This window comes from Bacillus salitolerans (assembly GCF_042680805.1).
GTDB lineage: Bacteria > Bacillota > Bacilli > Bacillales > SA4 > Bacillus_CJ > Bacillus_CJ salitolerans.
In genome coordinates this window covers 34,202-50,772 of the sequence record NZ_JBHUEM010000045.1, presented here as the reverse complement: position 1 = coordinate 50,772, position 16,571 = coordinate 34,202, and the positions used below count along the sequence as shown (strand labels likewise).

Annotated in this window: 15 protein-coding genes; 13 read left to right on the top strand and 2 right to left on the bottom strand. The window is 36.3% G+C overall.

All coding sequences use genetic code 11. The annotated features are described in order from the left end of the window. The first annotated feature begins 249 nt into the window (after positions 1-249). The 9 genes from ACFSCX_RS17930 to ACFSCX_RS17890 all read left to right on the top strand — a co-directional run bounded on the left by ACFSCX_RS17930 (position 250) and on the right by ACFSCX_RS17890 (position 9,012). Positions 250-780, top strand: a complete 531-nt coding sequence (locus tag ACFSCX_RS17930; RefSeq protein WP_377929615.1) for a hypothetical protein — start codon at positions 250-252, stop codon at positions 778-780. Between the two features lie 590 nt (positions 781-1,370). Then, positions 1,371-1,994: a TetR/AcrR family transcriptional regulator gene (locus ACFSCX_RS17925; RefSeq protein ID WP_377929822.1), complete on the top strand. Its 624-nt coding sequence runs from the start codon at positions 1,371-1,373 to the stop codon at positions 1,992-1,994. A 3-nt stretch (positions 1,995-1,997) separates the two neighbouring features. Beyond that, positions 1,998-2,906, top strand: coding sequence for an ABC transporter ATP-binding protein (locus ACFSCX_RS17920; protein ID WP_377929614.1), 909 nt, complete (start codon positions 1,998-2,000; stop codon positions 2,904-2,906). Further along, positions 2,906-4,507 carry an ABC transporter permease gene (locus tag ACFSCX_RS17915; protein WP_377929613.1) on the top strand — a complete coding sequence of 534 codons (1,602 nt, stop codon included), beginning with the start codon at positions 2,906-2,908 and terminating at the stop codon, positions 4,505-4,507. The genes ACFSCX_RS17920 and ACFSCX_RS17915 overlap by 1 nt, the downstream gene beginning before the upstream one ends. Positions 4,508-5,255: 748 nt before the next feature. Next, the gene (locus ACFSCX_RS17910; protein ID WP_377929612.1) at positions 5,256-5,828 is read left to right on the top strand and encodes an RNA polymerase sigma factor; all 573 of its coding nucleotides are present in this window, start codon (positions 5,256-5,258) and stop codon (positions 5,826-5,828) included. After that, positions 5,806-6,621 (top strand): hypothetical protein, encoded by an 816-nt coding sequence (locus tag ACFSCX_RS17905; RefSeq protein ID WP_377929611.1) that lies wholly within the window; start codon positions 5,806-5,808, stop codon positions 6,619-6,621. The genes ACFSCX_RS17910 and ACFSCX_RS17905 overlap by 23 nt, the downstream gene beginning before the upstream one ends. Next, a complete protein-coding gene (locus ACFSCX_RS17900) occupies positions 6,605-7,489 on the top strand; it encodes an ABC transporter ATP-binding protein (protein ID WP_377929610.1) in 885 nt (294 codons plus the stop codon). Before ACFSCX_RS17905 ends, ACFSCX_RS17900 begins: the two co-directional genes overlap by 17 nt. Continuing rightward, entirely contained in the window at positions 7,476-8,582 is a 1,107-nt protein-coding gene (locus tag ACFSCX_RS17895; RefSeq protein ID WP_377929609.1) for a hypothetical protein, read from the top strand. The genes ACFSCX_RS17900 and ACFSCX_RS17895 overlap by 14 nt, the downstream gene beginning before the upstream one ends. Before the next feature lie 193 nt (positions 8,583-8,775). After that, the gene (locus ACFSCX_RS17890) at positions 8,776-9,012 is read left to right on the top strand and encodes a hypothetical protein (RefSeq protein WP_377929608.1); all 237 of its coding nucleotides are present in this window, start codon (positions 8,776-8,778) and stop codon (positions 9,010-9,012) included. 73 nt (positions 9,013-9,085) lie between these two features. Here ACFSCX_RS17890 and ACFSCX_RS17885 read toward each other — a convergent pair whose 3' ends face one another. Continuing rightward, entirely contained in the window at positions 9,086-9,712 is a 627-nt protein-coding gene (locus tag ACFSCX_RS17885; RefSeq protein ID WP_377929607.1) for a TetR/AcrR family transcriptional regulator, read from the bottom strand. A 157-nt stretch (positions 9,713-9,869) separates the two neighbouring features. Here ACFSCX_RS17885 and ACFSCX_RS17880 point away from each other — a divergent pair, with 157 nt between their 5' ends. Next, a complete protein-coding gene (locus ACFSCX_RS17880) occupies positions 9,870-12,095 on the top strand; it encodes an MMPL family transporter (protein WP_377929821.1) in 2,226 nt (741 codons plus the stop codon). A 480-nt stretch (positions 12,096-12,575) separates the two neighbouring features. Next, a complete protein-coding gene (locus ACFSCX_RS17875; RefSeq protein WP_377929606.1) occupies positions 12,576-13,502 on the top strand; it encodes an aminoglycoside phosphotransferase family protein in 927 nt (308 codons plus the stop codon). 146 nt (positions 13,503-13,648) lie between these two features. On the opposite strand, the gene ACFSCX_RS17870 is transcribed toward ACFSCX_RS17875, so the two are convergent. Then, positions 13,649-14,647: a C40 family peptidase gene (locus tag ACFSCX_RS17870; protein WP_377929605.1), complete on the bottom strand. Its 999-nt coding sequence runs from the start codon at positions 14,645-14,647 to the stop codon at positions 13,649-13,651. Positions 14,648-14,856: 209 nt separating this feature from the next. Between ACFSCX_RS17870 and ACFSCX_RS17865 the strand changes: the two genes are divergently transcribed. Both ACFSCX_RS17865 and ACFSCX_RS17860 read left to right on the top strand, forming a co-directional pair. Further along, positions 14,857-15,972: a conserved virulence factor C family protein gene (locus ACFSCX_RS17865; RefSeq protein WP_377929604.1), complete on the top strand. Its 1,116-nt coding sequence runs from the start codon at positions 14,857-14,859 to the stop codon at positions 15,970-15,972. 70 nt (positions 15,973-16,042) lie between these two features. After that, positions 16,043-16,480, top strand: coding sequence for a BrxA/BrxB family bacilliredoxin (locus tag ACFSCX_RS17860; RefSeq protein WP_377929603.1), 438 nt, complete (start codon positions 16,043-16,045; stop codon positions 16,478-16,480). Positions 16,481-16,571: the final 91 nt, after the last annotated feature.

Sequence of the window (16,571 nt, the reverse complement as noted above, 5' to 3'; positions counted from 1 at the left end):
AATCGACAACGCTGAAACACAGGGGTAGCATTTCCAATAAGCCGTAGGTTTGGGTATACCCAGCTATTATAATGATGGCTACTTGAGTGATGGCATTTGCAGGTAATGATATTAAAATGGAATTTATGGAATATTATGTTAAAATATAGATAAATGTAATTCAATTATCGAGGTATATAGAAGGCTTTGGAAAACACTGTAAAGTTTTTTTAGTCTTTATTATATATTTTATAAATAAGGGGGGAGAAGATGAAGATACGTTTAATGCTCTTGATTGCCTTATCTAGTATGTTGTTTGGTTGTTCATTAACTACTGAAAAATTCGAGTTTAGTTTTCAAAATGTAAAAGAAAGTTACCCTGAAATAATAGAGAAAATCGAAAAGTTAGAAAGAGAAAGAATTGCTCATGTTAAATTCCCAACTAATATTCCTTTTGAAGCAAAAGATATTTATTTTACAGCTGATGACGTTGTTCAAGAAGGAATAATTGATATTATGAGCTTTCGAATATATGGTGAAGATGAAATCCTCCATGTTACAACAGAAAAATCTACCTTTGAAGGTAACATCTATGAAGAAGTCAAATTAAAAAACGGCATAACCGCTAGTTTGTTAGAAGATGATGATCGCTTAATATTAAGATGGATCGATAAAGAAAAGGAAGTTTCATATGGGATTATGTTAATGCCCAAAGCAGAAAAAGAGTTTAAATACAAGAAAAGAGACATTTTAATGATTGCTAATTCTTTGGTAAACATTCGTGATAATGACGCATCATAATTGCTGTGTTGTTAAAGATTTAAGTTCTCGATAAAAAAATAAGTTCGACTCTCAACAAGGAGAAATAAAGACATCGCTAAGACAGTTTCGTTTTTTACTTAAACGAAATACACACAACCAAGATCTTCGCTAAAACGGGTTTCTCGAATGTTGGAAATAGTTCGGCTATATTTGATTTCTTTGCAAGCTTTAATGAATTGTTTCTTTTCTTCTTCAGGTAAGTCAAAGTAATTTTCGTAAACGTCTATCCACACTTGGGAAATGTACCGCGCGTATGTTCTTATATATAGTATGCGGAATTTGAATAATATCCACAATAATTAAGAAAACAGGCACTATTTAAAATTCCCTTTAGGAATCTTCCTATCCTATGGTCTAGTGAACCAAATTTCTTAGACTTAAGCTCCTTATCTACTTGCTGAAATATCCCCCGTGTCTATCCAAGTATACCCATTTAATTTTACATATCCCGACAAATAAATGGAATTGTTTAGAAAAATGTTGGTTAATACTAATTGACCAACCTGGTCATTTTGTGTTAATTTAAAATTGACCACATTGGTCATTTGTTTTGAAAGGAGTTACGAACCATTAATTCAAAATTTTTCAGTCTGAAACCCGAAAAACAAGAACTTATTATCAATGCTGCATTGAAACAATTTGTAAAAAGTGGTTATGAGAAAGCTTCAACAAATGAAATTGTGAAGGAAGCACAAATTTCTAAGGGGTCATTATTCAACTATTTTAATAATAAAAAAGATTTGTACCTATATTTGATTGATCACGCATGTAACGTGATTGAGTTAATTTATGACAAGATAGACATGAATGAAAGGGACCTTTTTAACCGAATTAATCAGGTAGGGTTTATTAAATTAAAGGTACAACAAACATATCCCTTAGTATTTGACTTCCTAATAAAAATTGGGGAAGAACAAGCATCAGAAGTCAAATCTGATGTTGAGCAAGTAAAAGCCAACATGCTTAAATATGGTTTGGATAGAATCTATGAAAATATAGATTGGTCAAAATTTCGAGAAGATATCGATCCTGAAAAAGCACTCCATATCATTAATTGGACAATGATTGGCTTTGCAGAGGCTCAAAAAAAGAAAATAGTGTCTTTTGAAAATGTTGGAATCGAGCTAATCAACGAATGGAATAGCTATTCAGAGATTCTGAAGCGTTGCTTCTATAAAGAGGGGGAGGAATGAGCGATGAGCTTATTAAAAGTGACGAATTTAACTAAAAAGTTTGGCAAGTTTACTGCGTTAGACGGCGTTAATTTTGAGGTGAATAAGGGAGAAGTAGTGGGGTTTATCGGACCAAATGGTGCAGGTAAATCAACCACGATTCGAGTGTTATTGGGAATATTAAAAGCAACGAGTGGAGATGTTAAAATTTTCGATAAGGATGCTTGGCAAGATGCTGTAGAGATACATAGACGTATTGCTTACGTACCTGGAGATGTGAATTTATGGCCGAACTTAACTGGTGGAGAGGTCATTGATTTATTTGTGAAATTAAATGGTACTACGAATAAATCGAGACGCGAGGAGTTAATCAAAAAATTTGATTTGGACCCATCCAAAAAATGTAGAACGTACTCAAAAGGAAATCGACAAAAGGTTGCTTTAGTGGCTGCTTTTTCATCGGATGCCGATCTATATATATTAGATGAGCCAACGTCTGGGCTTGATCCTTTAATGGAAAAGGTTTTCCAGGAATGCGTGATGGATGTAAAAAGGCAAGGGAAAAGTGTCCTGTTATCCAGTCATATCTTATCAGAGGTAGAAAAGCTGTGTGACAGAGTCAGTATCATAAGACAAGGTAAAATCATTGAATCCGGAACTTTAAGCGACCTTCGTCATTTAACACGAACCCAAATGCTCGTTGAAACAAAACAACCTATTTCGGGGTTACATGAACTGCAAGGAATTCATGAAATGGAAGAAACTAAATATGGTATATCGTTTCAGGTGGATAGTGAAAAAATGGATGTTGTAATAAAACATATTAGTCAATTTGGAATCGTTAAGCTTGAAAGTGCCCCGCCAACGTTAGAAGATTTATTTATGCGTCATTATGAGGGAGCGAAGGATACAGGAGTTGGAGGTGAACATTGATGGCTAGCAATTTAGGAGCTAAAACTGGTTACCTATCTCGTTTCATTTTCCGACTTGATCGGGTACGAATCCCAATTTGGATCATTTCCCTTACTTTTTTTACAATAATCGTGCCAACCGCTTTTATGGATTTGTACAGCTCAGATCAGGAAAGAGAAGCTATGGCACAGACGATGGCAAACCCTGCGATGACCGCCATGACTGGTCCAGCAAATTTAAGCAACTATACACTCGGTGTCATGACCGCGCATCAAATGTTGCTTATGACAGCAGCAGTTGTGGGATTAATGAGTATCCTGCTTGTCACTCGTCACACCCGAGCGGATGAAGAGGATGGACGTCTGGAAATGGTTCGTTCACTACCAACTGGGCGACTTTCGTATTTGAATGCAACTTTACTTGTTGTCTCGGTAGTATGTATTGGATTAGCGTTGATTAATGGGTTCGGGCTCTATGCACTTGGGATAGAAAGTATGGATTTGGAAGGTTCCTTACTATATGGTACAGCATTAGGTGCTACTGGGCTATTTTTCGCTGGGGTAACAGCCATCTTCGCCCAGCTGTCGGATAATTCACGCGGAACAATTGGATATTCGATTGCTATACTTCTAATTGCTTATCTATTTAGGGCGATTACGGATGTTAGTAATGAAGCCTTATCATGGATTTCACCACTCGCATGGGTAACAAAAGCGAAAGTATACGATACGAATAATTGGTGGCCCATTGTATTAATGATTGTTGCTTCATTGGTACTTTATATCGTAGCGAATTATTTGAATGCCATTCGTGACTTAGACCGAGGCTTTTTACCTTCCAAGCCTGGTAAAAAATATGCATCTCGCTTTTTGCAAAGTCCAATTGGTCTTGCTTTACGATTGCAACGAGTAGGAATCATATCATGGGCAATTGGAATGTATGTATTAGGCGTTTCATATGGCTCTGTTTTAGGTGATCTTGAATCTTTTTTTTCCGATAACGAAGCAATGAAACAGTTGCTTCAGCCTGCTGAAGGAGTATCGTTAGTAGAGCAATTTATTCCGATGTTGATGATTGTCATTTCGTTACTAGCAACAATTCCACCAGTTATGGCCATGAATAAGCTTCGTGGTGAAGAGAAGAAGGAACGCATTGTTCATCTGTTAGGGAGAACTGTTTCACGGACAAAACTAATAGGAAGTTACTTCCTCATATCAATTATCAATGGCTTTGTTATGATATCGCTTGCTGCACTAGGACTATGGTCGGTGGGAACCATAACGGTTGAGGGCGGATTGGCCTTTGAGATGATCTTCGGCGCTGCATTGTCCTACTATCCTGCTATGCTTGTCATGATTAGTTTAGCCGTTTTACTGATTGGCTTTTTCCCAAAGCTCACAATCTTTATATGGCTTTATATTCTTTATTCCTTTTTGGTACTGTATTTAGGAGGACTATTCCAATTCTCCGATTGGATTGGCAACATTTCTCCATTTGGTCACGTTCCACAAACACCAATTGAGGACTTTTCATTCACACCACTCTTACTATTAAGTATGATTGCGATAGTGTTGACAATAATAGGGATTATAGGCTTTAATAAACGGGATATTGAGATGTAACGAAAAGTGCCTCCAGTAAAGTGACTTACTGGAGGTTCTTTTTAATGAATAAGAAATGATAAGTTTTTGATTGTATCTTATTACGATATGTTTAGTAATCCAGCTCAAATCGCTTAGCCAAGATGAAATGGCGACGATTTTTGCCATTTCATCCTACTCTAGGTCAGATACAGTGAAACGTGGGTTAGTTGACCAATCCCACTCCAACTGGCGGTTTTGTTCTTTACCGCCAGTTGGAGTGGGATAAGCCTTAATGAGTAAAAAGGAAAAATACCCCTTTTTCTCATTAAGGAATTTGCTTTGCCTTAGGCTAAACGGGGCGCTAGCACCTCTTGTTCTCAATTGCTTACTAGTGTAAAATTCCTACCATTAAAACAAGGCCATTGATAATGGAGTATCAGTATCAATGGCCTTGTTTTAGTTGAATATTATTGGGTAATCTCTAAGATAAAAAACCAACAATCAATTTTGTCGCGATCGCTATAAGGTTTCATTGGAAAGAAGTATAGTAGTTGGTTGTAGTCGTACAATGTTAGATATTTCTCATGGATAAAGTTCATCTATTGATATCTGGAAATTTATAATAAAAATAAAAAAGTTAAATCTTTTTTAATACTATTTCGTCTTAATGGGTGGGCTAATGAAGATTCCTAGGTTTAAAGAAAGAGATTTCAGATTAAAGTTAAGGTGGCCGGCTGGAAAAATGTTAAGACAATAATACTATTTAATCATATAGCGGAGTGAGGTGATGGAATTGGTGGATGATCAGCAGTTAATTAAAGAAATAAATAACGGAAGTGAAGCAGCGATGGAAGTGTTGACGAGAAGGTACTATAAACCAATTTATGGATTTATCTATCGAAAAGTGGGGAACAAAGAAACAGCATATGACCTGACTCAGGAAATATTTATTAAGGTTATCCAAAGAATTCCATCTTATTCCCAAAAAGGAACTTTTAAAAGCTGGCTCTTTTCCATTGCGGTAAATCATTGCCGGGATTATTGGGGGAGTGCACATTATCGGAATAGCTTACAGCATATTGAATTACCGGAATCGTTAGAAAGTAATGGTAGTAGTGTTTCCTATATCTTTGAACGAAAGAAATCAAGGGATCAAGTAAGGAGTGCCATACAAAGCCTTCCAGAGTATCAGAGGGAAGCTCTTATTCTCAAATATTTTCACGATATGAAAATAAAAGAGATTGCAGTAGTCACGAACGCGAGTGTTCCAACAGTAAAATCGAGATTGAAACAAGGACTTGGTAAGTTAGCGAATCTATTAGAGAGGAGTGGGGAAGATGAGCAAGCAAAAGATCAATAAAAATGAATGGGAACTTGATGATGATTTTGAGGAAGATTTAGAACGTTCATTGAATAAGCTTGAATTCACACTGGATGACTATGATATTGAGTATCCGAGTGAGACAGAGATCATGAAGACGATTGATACGCTGAGACCGTATGTTCCAGTCAAAGTAAATAAATGGGAACACTTTAAAACCTATGTCTCTCTAATAGTGAAGCAGTCTTTAACTGAAGTCTATTATATGAGTCCCCTCTTTTGGTTAACGAATGTTGTATTTATATTAATTGCTCTTTCTGCAGTGTATCTATCAAAAGAAAGCCCATACACAGTAATCTTTTTTCTAGCTCCCATTCCAACCTTAACAGGGTTAATTGAAATATTTATAAGTCGGAACAGAGGTATGGCTGAAATTGAAATGTCGTGTAAATATAATTTACAGGAAGTAATTCTGTCGAAAATGGTGGTAGTCGGGGGATTAAACTTACTAGTTAATATAATATTAACCGTTATTATTTCCTTATTTATTCGAGATGCACTAGTTTGGGAATTAATGCTGTATTGGGTTACGCCTTTCACTGTAATTACCTCGATTTCACTAGCGGTTGTGACTCGATTTAGGCAGACCTATACCATAACAATAGGGCTTATCCTTTGGATTGCAATGGGGAGTATCTTAAGCCAAGTATATATTGTGGAAAGGGTACCGGTCCTTTTTTATTTGATTGTGACTGTCCTCGCAGTTGTCGCGATTGTAATACAAATGAAAACTATATTAAAAAGGGGAATTTCGTATGAATTTAACCATTGATCATGTATCAAAAAGGTTTGGGAATAAAATTGCACTCGAAGAAGTGACATTAGTGTTAACAACAGGTGTTTACGGAATCCTCGGCTCAAATGGATCTGGAAAAACGACGCTGATGCGTATCCTTGCAAGCGTCATGAAACCAACTACTGGTACTGTTTATTTAAACGGTCAAGATATTGTTCAAATGGATCATCAGTACCGAGAGTTAATAGGGTATTTACCTCAGCATGTCGGACTTTATAAAAATTTCACGGCTGAGAAGCTATTAAAATATACTGCCGCGTTAAAAGGGCTAGCCAAAGAGGAGACAAACAAAAAAGTTGCGGAAGTACTAACATTAGTTGGTTTAAGTGATGTCAGGAAAGGGAAAGTGGGTAAATTTTCTGGTGGAATGAAACGTCGGATTGGAATTGCACAAGCATTACTTAATGATCCGAAAATATTAATTGTCGACGAACCAACAGCAGGACTTGACCCTAAGGAAAGGATTCGTTTTCGCAATCTATTATCTCAAATTTCGAAGGATAGGATTGTCTTATTGTCAACCCACATTGTGTCAGATATTGAGTTTATTGCAAAAGAAATATTGATGCTGAAGAACGGGAAAATGATTTCACAAGAAACGCCGCAAACATTATTGAAGGGGATTGAAGATAAGGTATGGTCTGTTTTAGTGACTGAAGAAGAAATGCTTTATTACCAAAATAACTTTAAGGTTGGGAATATTAACCGCGTACAGGATAAATGTAATATACGAATGGTAAGTGACTCAAAACCCCATGAAACTGCAGTTCGTGAAGTACCAAATCTAGAGGATTTATACTTGTATTATTTTGATGAGGAGCAACCGGAACATGCAACTACTTAAATTTGAACTCTATAAAATTAGTAGACAAACAAGTATTTGGGTTACATTCATTCTCCTGTTGGGTATGTCGTATTTATCATTAAATTATCCCTATGAGTCCAAATTAGAAAAAGAGATCTATAAACAATGGGAAGGTCCACTTACAGTGGAAAAATTAGAACAAGCCACGACTGAGTACATGGAATTGATGAAGAAGGAGGAACGTGTAAATAATAAGCAAGACGTCTTTACAGATTTCGAGACAATGCAAATCTGGATGTATCAAAAGTTAGGATTATCAAAGCTAGTGAATGAAAATATTGACAAGAAGCTAGGTGAGTTAGAAACAAGAAATACTGTTGCAGCTGAAATGGAAGCTAATATGATTGAAGACATCCGATTAGATGAGTTTTCACATCATACAGGACCGTCTCAAACTGTTGCTTTTGTAGAATTTGGCTCTTTTCTTGTCCTCGGTGTGATGTTAATACTTGGCCTTTCCCAAATCTATTCGAAGGAATATAGTTCTGGTATGGATAACTATTTATTTAGTTCAAAAAATGGCAGAAAACCATTGGCTTGGGCAAAAATGGGAGCATCGCTCATTTACACATTATTTGTTGTTATTGGATGGGAGTTCTTTAACTTATTAGTAAATTTCATCCTCCATGGCAACGAAGGATGGGGAACACCTATTCAATTCTATACACTCTATATGAACCCTGCCTATGCAGAGTCACCGTACGCATTGACGATGCTTGAATATCACTTGATCCAACTCGGAATTCATTTGATTGCAGGAATGTCCTTTGCGTTATTCATTGTTCTCATTTCTTCTTTGTGTAAAAATGCGCTGATCACGTTCTTTGTATGTGCTGCTGTTTTTATTGTACCAGAGTTTTTAGGGATGGTAGAAAGCATACGAAACCTTTTATCCTTTGCTTATATTAACGTTGCAAGAGTGGAATTTCTGTTTAATGATTTTAAAATCGTTGAACTTTTTGGTTATCCTATATTGTATCCAATAGTAGCCTGTCTTTTTATGATTCTTTTAGGAGCTATTTGTGTTATAGGTGTTTTACAAATGATTAAGAAAAGAGAAATAGCCTCTTAGGGACGTGCCAATTAATGCGTTGTACCAGTAAATTATGAACTAAGTTCAAGATAGAAACGATTCGATGGAGTGCAGAGTCAAAAAAATTCAAAATTTTTTTACTCTGTTTTTTGTTTGAACATAACACTTCTTAACCTGAATGAGTAACAACTGCCATTCCGGGTCAAACTAGTAAAAAACGAGGTGAAAAGAGATGAACCACAATCAAGACTATGATCGTGATGGAGCTATGGATGATGTATTAAACGAGAAAGAGTTAATGTCAGTATTAAAAGAATCCTTTGAAACTGAAAATGAACTTATGAGAACATATATACATACCGCGGAAAGAATACATGATAATCCTGTATTGAAGGATAGGCTACGAAATTTTGCAGAAGGAAATGCAAAAAGAACGAAACAGCTACAAGACGAATTAAACTCATTGTAGTCATCTTGCATACAAAAAAACAGATCAAATCACATATTGTGATTTGATCTGTTTTTTCTTATAAAAATAGAAATCAATGATGCGCAAAAAGTCCATTCCAGAAAAAATCTATGATTTTATCAGTTGTCTCCTCGACGGATGAAAAGATTGGCGTTTGATCTAGGTTCCGATAATTTCCGATTTTTAATAAAGCTAAATAGCTGTGAGTCGCAAATCTTGTATTAACTTTTGGAATTTCTTCTTTTGCTATCGCTTCTATAAATGCGTTTTCAAGCAAATCAAACATTTGAATCTCAGCATTTTGCATTTGTAGAAGTTGTTCTTTTGATAAAGTGTTTTTTGTTTCCCTGAGAAATCCATCTAAATCAATGTCAAAAGTTGCTTTTAAATGTGCCATTGTAATTTTATGAAGTCTTGACCGGAATGGTTCATCCTCTCTTAATATGGACTCCATATAATTACGAATTTGTACCATCATTTGAACCATTGCTTCTGTAAATAAGGCTGCCTTGCTTTCGTAATAATAATAGACGGTTGCTTTTGTTACATTACATTCCTTGGCTATATCATCCACTGAAACATCCTGAAAGCCGTTTGTTAAAAACAAATGGGTCGCCCCATGGAGAATGATTAGGTTAGTTGGCTTTTTTTGTTCACTTAAAGGGGGTCTACCTAGTAAACGTTTATTTTTTGCTTTCAAGCTTTCTCTCTCCCTTATGATAATTCGTATGTATTATAGCATAAGCACCAATTGAAATTGCATAATTAACTGACTGGTATATATAATTAACTACAGAGAACTTATGTACATCGTTGTATGAATGGTTGAAAAATGAATTCCACCTATAAGGAGGGAAATTATGAGATCTATATTAAATAGATTTGGGGGATTTGTTGCAGGGCATAAAAGCAGATGGATAACCTTAATCGCTTGGGTGTTAATTGTAGTTTTACTGTCATCAATATGGCCACAGGTAAATGATGAAGAAACAAATTCAAGCAATTTGCTCCCTGATACGGCTATGTCAGTTGAGGCAACAAATATCGCAAATGAGCAGTTTCCAAATGAAACAGGGGTACCTTTATTGCTTGTTTGGTATCGTGACGGGGGCTTAAAGGAGCAGGATTTTCAATATATCCAGGAGCTATATCGTTCTATTCAAGGAGAGCATTTTGGGCCAATTACTATGGTTCCGGATTTTTCGAACTTGCCGATACAGGTCTTGTCGCAATCAGTATCCGAAACTGGTACGACTATTACCACACCCGTTTTTTTTGATTCCGATGCTTCCGTTGATCAATTGCAAGAATCATTAATTGCTTTAAAAGAAAAGATTATTAGTATTACTGAAAAAAATCCATTTGAAGATCTCTCTGAAAAAGGTTTGTTTGTTCGATTTACTGGTCCGGTAGGGATACAGACTGATGCAACTGAATTATTCAGTCAAGCTGACTTCACCTTACTTATTGCAACTGTATTGCTTGTTTTAATATTACTAATCGTGCTATACCGTTCTGTTATCTTAGCGCTAGTTCCGTTAATTGGAGTAGCTTTTGCTTATGGAATCATTAGTCCATTGCTAGGTTTTATGGCAAGCAAAAATTGGATTATCGTAGATGCACAAGCAATATCAATTATGACTGTACTCCTTTTTGGAGCGGGTACGGATTATTGTTTATTTCTCGTTTCGAGATATCGAGATGAATTACAGCTTGAACCGAATCAATATAAAGCGCTTCGGTTGGCAATTGCAAATTCTGGTGGAGCTATTATGATGAGTGCCTTAACCACAGCATTAGGATTATTTACATTGGGCCTTGCTCAATATGCTTCGTATGATCGGTTTGCTGTCCCATTTAGTTTGGCCATTATTATTATGGGGATTGCTGTCTTAACCTTGTTACCTGCAATCCTTGCTCTGTTAGGCCGAGTTGCCTTTTTTCCGTTTATTCCAAGAACGGAAAGCATGATAAAAGAATTGGAACAAAGAAGAGGGAAGCCTGTCCGAAGGTTTAAAAATCGAAGCCGCTTCAGTAAAGAAGCAGGGCGATTAGTAACTGAAAAACCGTGGCCAATCATCATCATTACCATTGTCTTTTTAGTAGGACTGGCAGCTTTTGTACCAAAAATTGAGTTTACTTACGGGTTGTTTGAATCATTTCCAGAAGATATGCCATCCCGTGAAGGATATGCAATTATTTCAAAGCATTATCCAGTTGGTGAAATTGCACCAGTTCAATTGATTGTTGATACTAAAGGTAAGGACCTTGCTATAGAGGAGGAACTACTATCTTTAACTTACGTAGAAAATGTCAGCCAACCTAAGACAGGACAAAGCAATCCAAACATAAAGGAATATAGTGTAGTTCTTTCGATTGATCCCTACTCTTCGGAAGCAATAGAGAAAATTCCTGAAATTCATGAGAAAGTAACGGATGTTCTTATTCAAGCTGGTGTAAAGGAATCTAATAAACTAGTATGGTTAGGTGGAGAAACAGCGACGTTATATGATACAGAGAAGATTACAAGTCAAGATCAAAATCGTATCATTCCTGTTGTCCTTATCATTATCTCGATTTTACTTGTTGTCTACTTACGCTCATTCCCTGCTATGATTTACTTATTAGCAACAGTTGTACTGTCATTCTTGTCAGCACTTGGTTTAGGCTGGCTTATTATTCATTACGGAATGGGTGTTGATGCCATGCAGGGATTAATCCCACTTTATGCTTTTGTATTCTTAGTAGCATTAGGAGGGGATTACAACATTTTCATGATTTCAAGAATTTGGCAGAATCGAAGAAAGTTGCCTTTGAAAAAAGCTATTGCCGAAGGAGTAGAAGAAACGAGTAGCGTCATTACTTCAGCTGGGCTTATTCTAGCAGGGACGTTTGCAGTTTTAGCTGTTCTGCCACTTCAAGTATTGGTTCAATTTGGGACGGTCACGGCAATTGGCGTGTTGTTAGACACATTTATTGTTAGACCACTTCTCGTTCCAGCTATTACTACAATGCTTGGGAAGTATTCTTTCTGGCCAGGTGAACTTTGGAAACAAGAAGATGTAAAAAATCAAGAAGGTTAAATAATATATATGCTTGCTCGGAGAGTCTATATGATAGCTAAACTTTTTTCGTATTAGTTTCATCCCACTCCTTTTTAAAAAGTCATATAAACTCTGGATTTCTTTCTTTATGATAAACGGAATCTTGAACTATGTATGTGACAAAATTTTAGTAAAAGAAACGAGAGCTCAATTTAGTAGCAGGAAATATCCTCTAAGTAACGAATGTAATTAAAACCTTACTTCTCTATATGAAGTAAGGTTTTAATCTGTTTGAAACATTACATTATCATTTAGGAGGGAAATAATACAAGTTTTCATTATCCCCTCATCAAAAAAATGAACGAATGCTATTCAAATTAAATTCTGGCCAACTATTCATGGAATTGAGCTAGAGAGCAGATAAGAGTATGACTATTGTAACTATCCTTCAATAAGCAACAATTGGGTCTAATCATAGTGGGGGAAGATGTTGTTTATGAATTGAGAGGGGGAAACATTGTGGAACTACAAGAACACTTTGTTCAATCTGTTCGATTATATTTTAAGGAGCAAGGTGAAGAGTGGTTAGTTAAATTACCACATATCATTGACTACTGTGAAAACAATTGGAGTTTACGCATAAAAGCGCCATATTCACTATCTATTAATTATGTTGCACCCGCAATAATGCTTGATGGCAGAGAAGTTGTGGTTAAACTCAGTATTCCTGGAAAAGAATTTCTAAATGAGTTAAAAGTATTACAGCTATTGAATAGTAAGGGGATTGTCCAACTTATTGATTATAATATGGAAAAGGGGATACTCATTCTGGAAAAAATAACTCCAGGATACACATTAGCAGAAATGACAGATGACGAAGCGGCGTGTGTAATCGCAGCCGACGTTGTAAAAAATATATCCATGCCAGCACCAGATCATACAGAAATTCCTACTACTAAGGAAAGGGAAGAGAGTCTAAGAAGGCAATTTGAGAAACATAATGATAGTGGTCCCATTTCAAAACAGTCGTTTGAAAAGGCATTAAACATATTTGCATACTTGAATCATACAATTGAGCAACAAATGCTCCTACACGGAGATTTTCATCATTACAATGTGTTAGCTTCTAGTGATGGAAAATGGATAGCAATTGACCCTAAGGGATTAATCGGTGAGATAGAGTATGATTTAATTCAATATTTGTTAAATAAACTTCCTAATGAAGATGCATATAGAGTTATTGAAAGAAGAGTAAATATTTTTACGAGAGAGCTTCATCTAAATAAAAAGCGACTATTACTTTGGGGATATTGTCATGCAGTATTAGCGACTTCATGGACCATTGATGAAAACCAAAACTATGATGAAAGTTTTTATCAAGGTATTGAAATTTTTGAAAGACTTTATGTGACTAATTTCGGAGAAATTAGTAGTCTATTTAAGTAAACAGTGTTACTTACTCAGTAAGATTAAAGAAACAATTTTGAAGCTCAAAGGAAAGGGACCAAGCTATACAGGTTAAATCCTAAAAAAACAAAGCTTGGAGATTACCCAAGCTTTGTTTAGGAACATGATTCTTACCATATTAAGTACTACTTAAATTGAACCAACCTTTTGGCTCCGATATATCGGTTGGACCAGTAGGACGAGCTCATTTTACTAATTGTTACTCCACTAGACGTCCCAGCATGTACAAACATCCCATTACCTAAGTAGATTCCAGCGTGTGAAGGCCCTTTTTTATACGTTTGGAAAAAGACAAGATCTCCAATACTTGGTTTGGAAACGGACACTCCAAAATTCCAAATGTCACTAACGGTTCTTGGTATCGTGAAGCCTTTCTTTGAAAAGACATACTTAATAAATCCACTACAATCAAAACCATTTGGGGAAGTTCCTCCCCACTTATAAGGAGTACCAATTAGTTCCTTCGCATGTTTTACAATCGATGTATCCACAGAAAAAGAGCTTTGAGTCTTTACATTTTTTGATACGATTGTTTTTCCTTTAACATTTTGATTCATAAATAAGTGTTTTAATGTTTCTGGACCTGCAATTCCATCTACCTGTAAGTTGTACTTTTTTTGGTAGTTCCTTACTGCCTCTTTTGTTAATGGGCCAAAAATCCCATCCGAACTATACGAATAGTACCCAAGCTTTTTTAGTTTTTCCTGTAGCTGGCGAACTTGTTCACCCTTATCACCGCTTAAGAGCTTCGTTGTGCTGAACTCTTGATAGGATTTTACCACGTTGGATGTGAATAATTTTTTTAATGTATTAGGTCCTGCAATTCCATCTACTTTTAAATGGTGAATAAATTGGAATTCCTTCACTGCTGCTTGTGTTTTGGGACCATATAATCCATCAACATTTGAGGAATAAAAAGATAATGCTTTTAATTCTAGCTGTAACGTTTTTACAGCATGACCTGCATAGCCATATCGAATTGTTTGATTTGTATCGAAACCTTCTTTACTTTCAATGAGAGGATACGAGTCATTTGCCTTCACATGATCCGGTGTATATAGGACAAAGCCTGCCGCCATTGAAGTAAGGAAAAGGGCTTCTCCAACACCATTGCGCCTTTTCATGGTTAAACACCCTCCTAGATGTTCTTCTTGATGTAAGGATTATCCACGCGCTTATTTAATCGATATTGTAGAAATGAAAAATTATGACATAATTTTTATGTTGATTAAAAATTAGTCGTAAATACGTATAAATCAGCTAAATGGAAACGCTATTTCTAGTGTGATACTATGGATGATAAGAATGGAAAATAGCGAAAGGAGCTAAACTTATGAATATCAAATCAATTGAGCCCACGCCTAGTCCAAATACAATGAAAGTATTATTGGATCGAGAACTCCCTTCAGGAGAACGTAATAATTACACAAAAGAAAACTGCCGGAATGCTCCTTCAATCATTAATGACATCCTGAACATAGATGGTATAAAAGGAATCTATCATGTTGCAGACTTTTTAGCCATTGAACGTAACGCTAGGTACGACTGGAAAGATATTTTGGCAAAGGTTAGGGAAGTCTTTGGGGAAAAACAAGGGATGGATAACAACACTGGCGAACTCATTGAAAGCTACGGAGAAGTAAAGGTATTTGTGCAAATATTTCGAGGGATACCGATGCAGCTAAAGATTTCAAACGGCGAAGAAGAAATTCGAGTAGGCTTACCGGAAAGGTTTAAGATCGCTGCTATGGAGGCTGAAACTTCAGCTTCAAATGTAGTCGTTGAGAGACAATGGAAAGAGCAAGGTATTCGGTATGGTAGTATAGAGGAAGTAGGTAAAGAGGTTGCAGAGGAAATGGAAGCAGCCTACCCAAAAGAGCGTTTAGATCGCCTAGTCTTACAATCACAAAGTAAAGATACGACGACTAAACGTCAAAGCTACACGGTGACACTTACTATGCTTAAAGAAGAGGATTGGACAAAAAGATATGCACATCTTGAGCAAATGACGCCCACAGAAGATGATCTTCCGGTTTTAGAATTAGCCTTAAAAGATGAAAAGCCCTCAATTAGAAGGTTAGCAACCGTGTACCTTGGAATGATTGAGAGTAAATCTGTACTCCCTCTATTATACAAAGCATTAGAGGATAAATCCGTAACAGTTAGACGTACAGCTGGGGATTGCCTTTCTGATATAGGAGATCCTGATGCGATTGTACCTATGGTGAAAGCATTAAAGGACCCAAATAAATTAGTACGCTGGCGTGCCGCTATGTTTCTTTATGAGGTTGGAGACGAGTCAGCTCTATCTGCATTAAAGGAAGCAGAAAACGATCCTGAATTCGAAGTTAGTATGCAAATTAAGCTGGCGATTGAGCGAATTGAAGGCGGGGAAGAAGCGAAAGGTTCAGTGTGGAAGCAAATGACAGAGAGCAGAAAGCAAGATTAATGATTGCGAATTTAATTCGTGCATAGTTTGATTTTACCAAGAATTTTCTTTTTATAGGAGTGATGGATCTATGTCAATGGCATATGAGGAATATATGAAGCAAATGGTTAAACCAATGAGACAAGAACTCGTTAATGCAGGATTTAATGAGCTTACAACAAGTGAAGAAGTAGAGGAATTTATGAAACATACTTCTGGAAAAACACTCGTTGTGATTAACTCAGTTTGTGGCTGTGCGGCTGGACTTGCTAGACCTGCTGCAACACAGGCAGTTCTCCGCTCAGAAAAGAAGCCAGATCATCTAGTGACCGTATTTGCAGGGCAAGATAAAGAAGCAACAGCTACAATGAGATCTTACTTTGATGGTATTGAACCTTCTTCACCATCAATGGCTTTGTTAGACGGTAATAAAGTCGTTCATTTTATTCCAAGACATGAAATTGAAAGCCATGCCATGGAAGATATTATGAATAACCTGTTACATGCATTTGAAGAACATTGTGAATAAGGATGCCTCTAGGCGTCCTGTTTTTATAAGGTAACAAAGTATAAGTTTCTGGTGTTTAGTTTATACAATGTTACGGCTAAATCTAGCTCCT